Here is a 589-nt window from a genome sequence, read left to right as displayed (position 1 = left end):
AGGCTCATGCACCGTCTGGGCCGCATCCCACCGATCGAATACGAGCAGGTCTACTACGCTACAAACACAGCCCACCCATCGGCTGCACACCAATAACCGAGTGTGTATCAAACCCGGGGCGCTTCAACCCAGCCCTGGATCGCCGGTAGCTCCGGCAGAAGTTCACAACAGTTGAACCAATTCGGGACCACCACGATGTCGCGGGCGCCTTCGGGCGACGCACGACAGGCGATGCGCAAGTTCCCTTTCATCGCATAGCGAGTCTCGGAGAACACGTCGGAAGTGTAAGCCGACGAACGAGTCGGGCGGTGGGTGTCGGCGGTGCTTACGCGCTGTTCAGACATGCTGTATCTGCATGTCATGTCCGGTCGATCGCTGCGGTTGCCGATATCCCGGCGCCCCTGCTGGCAGCGCTTGTCGGACACCTCGTAACTCCTGCAGCTCCTCCAAGAAGACACCCATGGGTCAAGTCCCAGGATGTGGTGTAGTGCTGCGTGATCCGGTGGTTGTTAGGCGGTGAGTGCGGGCATGTCGTCGGCTCCTATTTCGGGGTTGTCGTTGGTGATGGTGGTCAGGCGGCATCGGGCGA

General features: G+C 60.6%; 1 pseudogene. It reads right to left on the bottom strand.

Annotated features, from left to right (window positions below):
• Positions 1-119: 119 nt before the first annotated feature.
• Positions 120-275: pseudogene (locus ASJ79_RS31655) on the bottom strand (hydrolase); the annotation flags it as partial.
• Between the last annotated feature and the right edge of the window lie 314 nt (positions 276-589).

The sequence above is a fragment of the Mycobacterium sp. NAZ190054 genome, assembly GCF_001545925.1.
GTDB lineage: Bacteria > Actinomycetota > Actinomycetes > Mycobacteriales > Mycobacteriaceae > Mycobacterium.
Note: the sequence above shows the minus strand (reverse complement) of the source record. Positions and strands in the feature narration are given on the sequence as shown.